Genomic DNA, 6,607 nt, shown 5'->3' on the forward strand with positions numbered 1-6,607 from the left:
CGGACGCGGATTCTACGACTACTCCGGCGCCGACAACCCCGCGGAACCGGAGCCGACCGCACCGCTGGCCCAGCTCGTCGGTGACGGCCCAGGGCAGACCAGCCTCGCCGACCTCCTGCTGGTCCCGCACCTCAACGACGCGGCCCGCATGATCGGCGACGGGTACGCTACCGCCGACGACGTGGACACCGCGATGCGGCTGGGCTGCGGCTACCCCAAGGGTCTCGCCGCCATGCTCGACGAACGCGGCGTGAAGAACGTCACCGAGACCTTGGCGGAGCTGGCCGCGGCAGGACTCTTCACCGATGACACCGCTCCGCTGCTCACCATGCTGGCCAAGCAAGGGAAGGACACGCTCCGGTCCTGACCGGCCGCACCCCGGGACGGCCCGCGGGAAAGCCCTCGGCGACCACAGCCGGGCTTTGCCCGGCCGTCCCGCCGCTCCTGCCCACGCCGGACCTCTTAAGCTGTCACATGTGAGTCCGCGCCGTAACAGACCCCGTCGCAGAAAAAAGAACGACCGGACCCGCGACGACGAGTCCGCACTGATCAACCGCATCACCGGCGGAGAGCGATACGAGAGCGGCCCTGACGGGGAGTGGGCGGTCCGCCGGATCAGCGGCTCAGCCGCGGTCAAGACCTACCGCTGCCCGGGCTGCGCCCAGCAGATACCGCCGGGCATGCCGCACGTGGTGGCGTGGGCTGCGTTCGGTGACGGGGAGGACCGCCGACACTGGCACAGTTCCTGCTGGGAGCGGCGCACCCACCGGACAGTCCGCTACTCCCGGCACTATCCAGGACTTTAGACTCCAGGCACACCCACTGGTGAGGAACTATGGAGATCCGTGCGAGCACCGTGCTCCCCGCCCGGCGGCGCCCCATCACCCTGCACACCGCGGACGGGCTGGCGCTCGTCGGCGAACTCGCCCTTCCCCAGGACAACGACCCGGTAGCGACCATCATCTTCCTTCACCCCCTCCCCACCGCCGAGGGGATGATGGACAGTCACGTGATCCGCAAAGCGTCCTACCGGCTGCCCGCCCTCGCCGACATCGCGGTACTGCGGTTCAACACTCGAGGCACCACCTCCCGGCACGGCACTAGTGAAGGAGAGTTCGGCGACGGGGAGGCCGAACGCTACGACGTTGCCGCGGCCATCGAATTCACCGAGTTCGAAGACCTGCCCGAACCTTGGCTGGTGGGCTGGTCGTTCGGCACCGAACTTGCCCTCAAATGGGGGCACGACCCCACCGTGCAAGGAGCGATCCTGCTGTCCCCGCCCCTGCACCGCGCTACCGACGCCGACTTGGACGCCTGGGCGGAGTTCGGCCGTCCCCTGGTCGCGCTTGTCCCGGAATACGACGACTACCTGCGCCCCGACGAGGCGCGTAAGCGCTTCGCCCGCGTGCCGCACGCCGAGGTGATCGGCGTCCCCAACGCCAGGCACCTGTGGGTGGGGGAGCCGTACGTGCGCATTGTGCTCAACGAGATCGTCAAACGGGTCGCCCCCCAGGCGTACCCGCTGCCCACCGAATGGGACGGCCCCTACGAGAAAGACACCCTGCTTTAGCCGCGGACCGCGCCGCATCCGGGGGTCGACACCGCACAAACGTCAGGGCCCGGTCCAGCGGACCGGGCCCCAACTACTGCAGGCTGCTCGCGCTACCCGCGAAGACTACTCCTGCCACCAGTCCTCGTCCTCGGCGCTGCCCTTGCTGCTCGACGCAGCAACCGGCTGCTTCTGACCGGACTCCTGGCCGTTGTTCGACTCGATCGCTGCGGGCTCCGGGGCGGGGGGAGCAGGAGCGGGGAAGGCGCCACCGCCGCCACCCAGCAGCTGCCGCAGCTGCTGCAGGTGCGACTGGATGCTGTCGCGCTGGCGGGTCAGCTCGTCGACCTCCTGGCGGGCCTTGGTCAGAATCCGCTCGGCCTCGGCCTTGGCGTCGCTGACCATGTGCTGGGCCTTGGACTTGGCCTCCGAGGTAATCTGCTCGGCCTGCTTCTTCGCGTTGGCCACCACCTGCTTGGCGTGCTGCTCCGCATCGCGGCGGGTCTGCTCGGCCTGCGCGCTGGCCTTGGCGGCCCGCTGCTCGGCGCTCGCGGCCCGCTCTTCAGCCTCGGCGACCAGCTTCTGCGTGGCGGCCTGTGCAGCGGCCAGCCGCTCGGCGTCCTGCCGCTCGGCTTCCTCCCGGCGGGCAGCAAGCTGGATCTCGAACTCGGCTTCTTCCTGGGCGCGCCGGGCTTCGCTCTCCTCCAGGGCCCGCTGCGCCTGCGACCGCATCTCGTCGGCCTGGCGCTTCGCGGCCTGGATCATCTCGTCCCGTTCCCGCTTGGCAGCGGCACGGGCCTGGGCGCACTCCCGCTCGGTCGTGGTGCGCAGCTTGGCGATCTCACCCTCGAAGGTGGCGCGCTTCTCCGCGATCTCGTGGTCCACGGCGGCGCGCTTCTTCTGGACTTCGCGCTCCGTGGCGGCGGTCAGCTCGTCGGCTTCGCGCTGCGCAGAGGTGCGGATCTCTTCCGCCTCCCGCTCGGCGGACTGACGCAGCTCGTCGGCTTCGCGCTGCGCGGTGGTACGCAGTTCGGTGGCTTCGTTCTCGGCCGCGGCGCGCATCTCAGCGGCCTCCACCTTGGCGGCCACCTTGATGTCGTTAGCCTTGGCCCGAGCGTCCTGCACGAGCTCCGTGGCCTGCTCCTCGGCCAGACGCAGCAACTGCTCGATGCGGGCACCGAGACCGGAATAGGTGGGCCGCTCCTGCTCCTGGAGCTGGCGCTTCGCTTCAGCTAGCTCCTTGCGAAGCTTCTCAGCCTCTTCACGGGCCTGGCGGCCTTCCTGACGGAGTTGAGCGAGATACTCGTTGACCTGGGTACGGTCGTAGCCGCGCAGGACAATGTCGAACTCCGTCTCCGGGTTGTTTTCATCGAAAAAATTACTGAGCTGGGCGTCAATATCGGACGACATGTGGCGGAATCCTGAACAGGTGACGAGACGGCTACATTACGGACGGATGTCTTCGTTTCGGCGAGGCGAACGTCGCAGCGTTCGGCTGGAGCCGTGTCTGCGCTGCCTGGCGCGAAGATAGCTCTCCGGACCGGAGCCTACTCCGCGACAGCGGATAGTGCGGTGAGTTCACCGCAATGCTATGGGATTGTGTTGATTGTCTAACGAACTGGCGTTTTGTGCCCACCAGAAAACGAAGACATGGACCGCCTGGGTTGGAACAGCACCCGCCGACGATGAAAAGGCGGCTAGGAGACTTTATCAAGTCATGACGCTCACGGGAGGTGGTTTGGGAGAGAACCGAAGTTTTTGGTCACTCCGTGCATGCTTGAGTATCCACCCAGTTCCGGAGGGTGATTGTTCTCGCGGAACCGGGTGGCTGTTTTTCACCGCCGGTTACTCTGCCGACGGAGCACCGTCCGTCCGCGCCTGAACCAATTCAGTGAGCACCCCGCCACAGTCTTTCGGGTGCAAGAAAGTGATCAACGATCCCATCGAGCCGTTGCGCGGAGTTTCGTAGAGTACACGGACACCGCGTTCCCGGACCGTCGCAGCGGCCTCCGCCACGTCCGCGGTGCCGAACGCGATGTGGTGCACGCCCTCCCCGTGGCGCTCCAGGAACTTCGCGACCGGAGAGTCGTCGCGGATCGGCTCCAGGAGCTGCAGGTAGCTCGCCCCGCCGTCGTCCGTCCCGTTGATCCGCAGCATCGCCTCCCGGACCCCCTGCTCTTCGTTGACCTCCTCGTGGGTCACCTCAAAGCCGTAGGTCTCCCGGTAGAAGCGGATGGCTTCGTCGAGATTCCGGCAGGCGATACCGATGTGGTCGATGCGAGTGAACAACGTCCTACCTCCCTCAGCCCGTTGGGCGCGGCTGTCTGTATCGTGACAGACCAGGTGAGGGACGGAACAAGGAGGGCTGGGACACATGCCTGGATCGGTCATTGTCGGCGGCGCACGCACCCCCATCGGAAAGCTCCTCGGAGCACTCTCCGGTTTCGCCGCCGTGGACCTGGGGGCGATAGCGATCAAAGCTGCCCTGCAGCGGGCAGGGATCTCCGGTGACCAGGTGGACTACGTCATCATGGGCCAGGTCCTGCAGGCCGGCCAGGGGCAGATCCCCTCACGGCAGGCCTCCGTCAAAGCCGGAATCCCCATGAGCGTGCCTTCGCTCACCATCAACAAAGTCTGCCTCTCCGGCCTCGACGCGATCGCCTTGGCTGATCAGCTCATTACCGCCGGGGAATTCGACGTGGTCGTGGCCGGCGGAATGGAATCCATGACGAATGCCCCGCACGTCCTCCCCAAAGCCCGCCACGGCTACAAGTACGGCTCCATCGAGGTCCTCGACGCCACCGCCCACGACGCCCTGACCGACGCTTTCGACCACGTGTCCATGGGCCTGTCCACGGAGCGGTACAACGCCCGCCACGGCATGACCCGGGAAGAGCAGGACGCGTTCGCGGCGCGCTCCCACCAGCGGGCCGCCGCCGCTATCGAAGCGGGACTGTTCAAAGACGAGATCGTCCCCGTCGAAGTACCGCGGCGGAAAGGCGACCCCACGATCGTCGACACCGACGAAGGGGTGCGCCCCGACACCACTGTGGAAGCCCTGGCCCGGCTGCGCCCCGCGTTCGACCCGGACGGCACGATCACCGCTGGATCCTCCTCCCAGATCTCCGATGGCGCGTGCGCGGTCGTGGTGATGAGCCGGACGAAAGCAGAAGAGCTGGGATGCGAGATCCTCGCGGAGATCCAGGCGCACGGCAACGTCGCAGGCCCGGACAACTCCCTGCACTGCCAGCCGGCGAACGCGATCAAGCACGCGCTGGCCAAAGCGGGACGGGATGTCGCTGACCTCGACCTCGTCGAGATCAACGAGGCGTTCGCCAGCGTGGCCATCCAGTCCATGCGCGAGCTGGGCGTCAGCGAGGACATCGTCAACGTCAACGGCGGAGCGATCGCGCTAGGCCACCCGGTCGGCATGTCGGGGGCACGGATCGTGCTGCACCTCGTCCACGAGCTGCGCCGCCGCGGCGGTGGACTGGGTGCCGCAGGCCTGTGCGGCGGCGGCGGGCAGGGCGACGCCCTCCTGCTGTCGGTGCCCGCCTCCTGACGGCTCCTGCCGCTGCCCGGACTGCCCCGCGCTTCCGGGCAGCGGCCTCGCAGCACCCCTGCCAGGGCGCAGCACGGGGGTCGCTAGAGTGTCCCGTGTGGGAAACCCGCTGAACCTCCCGTTCGACCCGATCGAGCGCGCACACGACAACTGGGCTGCCCGCTGGGGGAAGTCCCCAGCCATGGCGGCTGTGACCTCGATCATGCGAGCACAGCAGCTTCTCCTCGGACAGCTTGATGCTGTGCTGAAGCCGTACGAACTGACCTTCGCCCGCTACGAAGCGCTGGTTCTTCTCACGTTCAGCTCCACTGGCGCGCTGCCGCTCGGCAAGATCGGCGAGCGGCTCATGGTGCATCCCACCAGTGTCACCAACACCATCGACCGCCTGGAGCGCCAGGGGTTCGTCCGGCGCCGACCCAATCCCCGCGACGGGCGCGGCACTCTCGCCGAGATCACCGACGCCGGCCGCGAGGTCGTGGAACGGGCCACCCGCGACCTGCTCGACATGGAGTTCGGCCTGGGCTGCTACAGCGACGAAGAGCTGTGGGAGATCTACACCGTTTTCCGGAAACTGCGGGTGAACTACGGAGACTTCCGCGCTGAAAGTTAGGTACGGCACGCACCGGTAACGGGGGCGAGATTCACCGCGGTCGGCACGGATACGGCAGGATGGAGGTATGCAGCCTTCGGAATTCTCCACGTACGGCGCGGTCGATCTCGGCGCGCGCAAAGCGGCCCTTGAACGTGAGGCTCAACGACAGGCCGCGGCGGAGGCGGGGAACACCAATCCTTACGCCGTGGACGTCACCGAGGAGAACTTCCAGCGCGAGGTCCTGGAACGGTCCCTCCAGGTTCCTGTTGTGCTGGTGCTCCTGGCGGGGTGGTCAGGAGAGTCCAAACAGACCGAGCAGGCGCTGGACAAACTGGTTGCCGAATCCCAGGGGCAGTGGCTGCTGGCGAAGATCGACACCGGGGTCAGCCCGCAGTTGACCCAGGCCCTGCGTGCCCAGGCGGTGCCCGCACTCTACCTCGCCCTGGGCGGCCAGATTCAGCCGATCGCGGTGGGGGCGATCAACGAGAACCAGGCGCGTGACCTGCTCACCCAAGTCTTTTCCGCGTTGCGGCAACAGGGGGTGCTGCCGCAGAACTTCACCGGTGTCGGCCCAGCCCAGCCCGCAGAGCAGCAGCCCAAGCACAACCCTGTGCAGGCGAAGGCCGCTGAGGCAGTGCAGCGCGGCGACTTCGCCGCGGCAGAGGCCGCCTACACCGAGGCGTTGGAAAAAGACCCGCGCAACGCGGACTACACGATGGGCCTCGCCCAGGTGCGACTGCTGGCCCGGGTGCGTGACCTCGACGTCAAAAAGGTCCGCCAGCAGGCGGCCGACAATCCCACTGACGTGGCAGCCCAGTGCGCGGTCGCCGACCTCGACATGTACGCCGGAAACGTCGAGGACGCTTTCGACCGGCTGGTGGCAACCGTCCGCCGGACCAGGGAC

At 67.3% G+C, this 6,607-nt stretch carries 8 protein-coding genes; 6 read left to right on the forward strand and 2 right to left on the reverse strand.

Annotated features, from left to right (window positions below; translation table 11 throughout):
- The 3 genes from TF1_RS15500 to TF1_RS15510 form a co-directional block, all read left to right on the forward strand.
- On the forward strand, positions 1-367 hold a 367-nt coding region (locus tag TF1_RS15500; protein ID WP_255266202.1), incomplete at its 5' end, for a 3-hydroxyacyl-CoA dehydrogenase family protein.
- 109 nt (positions 368-476) lie between these two features.
- Positions 477-806, forward strand: coding sequence for a hypothetical protein (locus tag TF1_RS15505; RefSeq protein ID WP_011292821.1), 330 nt, complete (start codon positions 477-479; stop codon positions 804-806).
- Positions 807-835: 29 nt separating this feature from the next.
- Complete coding sequence (locus TF1_RS15510; protein ID WP_016189116.1) at positions 836-1,570, forward strand: alpha/beta hydrolase; 735 nt, start codon at positions 836-838, stop codon at positions 1,568-1,570.
- Positions 1,571-1,675: 105 nt separating this feature from the next.
- Here the strand turns inward: TF1_RS15510 and TF1_RS15515 are convergent, their stop codons facing one another.
- On the reverse strand, positions 1,676-2,959 hold the full coding sequence (locus TF1_RS15515; RefSeq protein WP_011292819.1) for a DivIVA domain-containing protein: 1,284 nt from the start codon (positions 2,957-2,959) through the stop codon (positions 1,676-1,678).
- A gap of 435 nt (positions 2,960-3,394) precedes the next feature.
- Positions 3,395-3,838, reverse strand: coding sequence for a methylmalonyl-CoA epimerase (mce, locus tag TF1_RS15520; RefSeq protein WP_016189115.1), 444 nt, complete (start codon positions 3,836-3,838; stop codon positions 3,395-3,397).
- 85 nt (positions 3,839-3,923) lie between these two features.
- Between mce and TF1_RS15525 the strand changes: the two genes are divergently transcribed.
- The 3 genes from TF1_RS15525 to TF1_RS15535 form a co-directional block, all read left to right on the forward strand.
- Positions 3,924-5,111 (forward strand): acetyl-CoA C-acetyltransferase, encoded by a 1,188-nt coding sequence (locus TF1_RS15525; protein WP_011292817.1) that lies wholly within the window; start codon positions 3,924-3,926, stop codon positions 5,109-5,111.
- A 97-nt stretch (positions 5,112-5,208) separates the two neighbouring features.
- Positions 5,209-5,721 (forward strand): MarR family winged helix-turn-helix transcriptional regulator, encoded by a 513-nt coding sequence (locus TF1_RS15530; protein WP_016189113.1) that lies wholly within the window; start codon positions 5,209-5,211, stop codon positions 5,719-5,721.
- A 67-nt stretch (positions 5,722-5,788) separates the two neighbouring features.
- Positions 5,789-6,607 (forward strand): tetratricopeptide repeat protein (locus TF1_RS15535; protein WP_061784020.1); only part of this gene is annotated, 819 nt, incomplete at its 3' end.

Origin of the sequence: Thermobifida fusca NBRC 14071 = JCM 3263, from assembly GCF_001592045.1 — a bacterium.
Classification (GTDB): domain Bacteria; phylum Actinomycetota; class Actinomycetes; order Streptosporangiales; family Streptosporangiaceae; genus Thermobifida; species Thermobifida fusca.

Coding starts and splice junctions, on each gene's coding strand:
- TF1_RS15525 (WP_011292817.1), top strand. CDS start 3,924: ATGCCTGGATCGGTCATTGTCGGCGGCGCACGCACCCCCATCGGAAAG.
- TF1_RS15515 (WP_011292819.1), bottom strand. CDS start 2,959: ATGTCGTCCGATATTGACGCCCAGCTCAGTAATTTTTTCGATGAAAAC.
- TF1_RS15510 (WP_016189116.1), top strand. CDS start 836: ATGGAGATCCGTGCGAGCACCGTGCTCCCCGCCCGGCGGCGCCCCATC.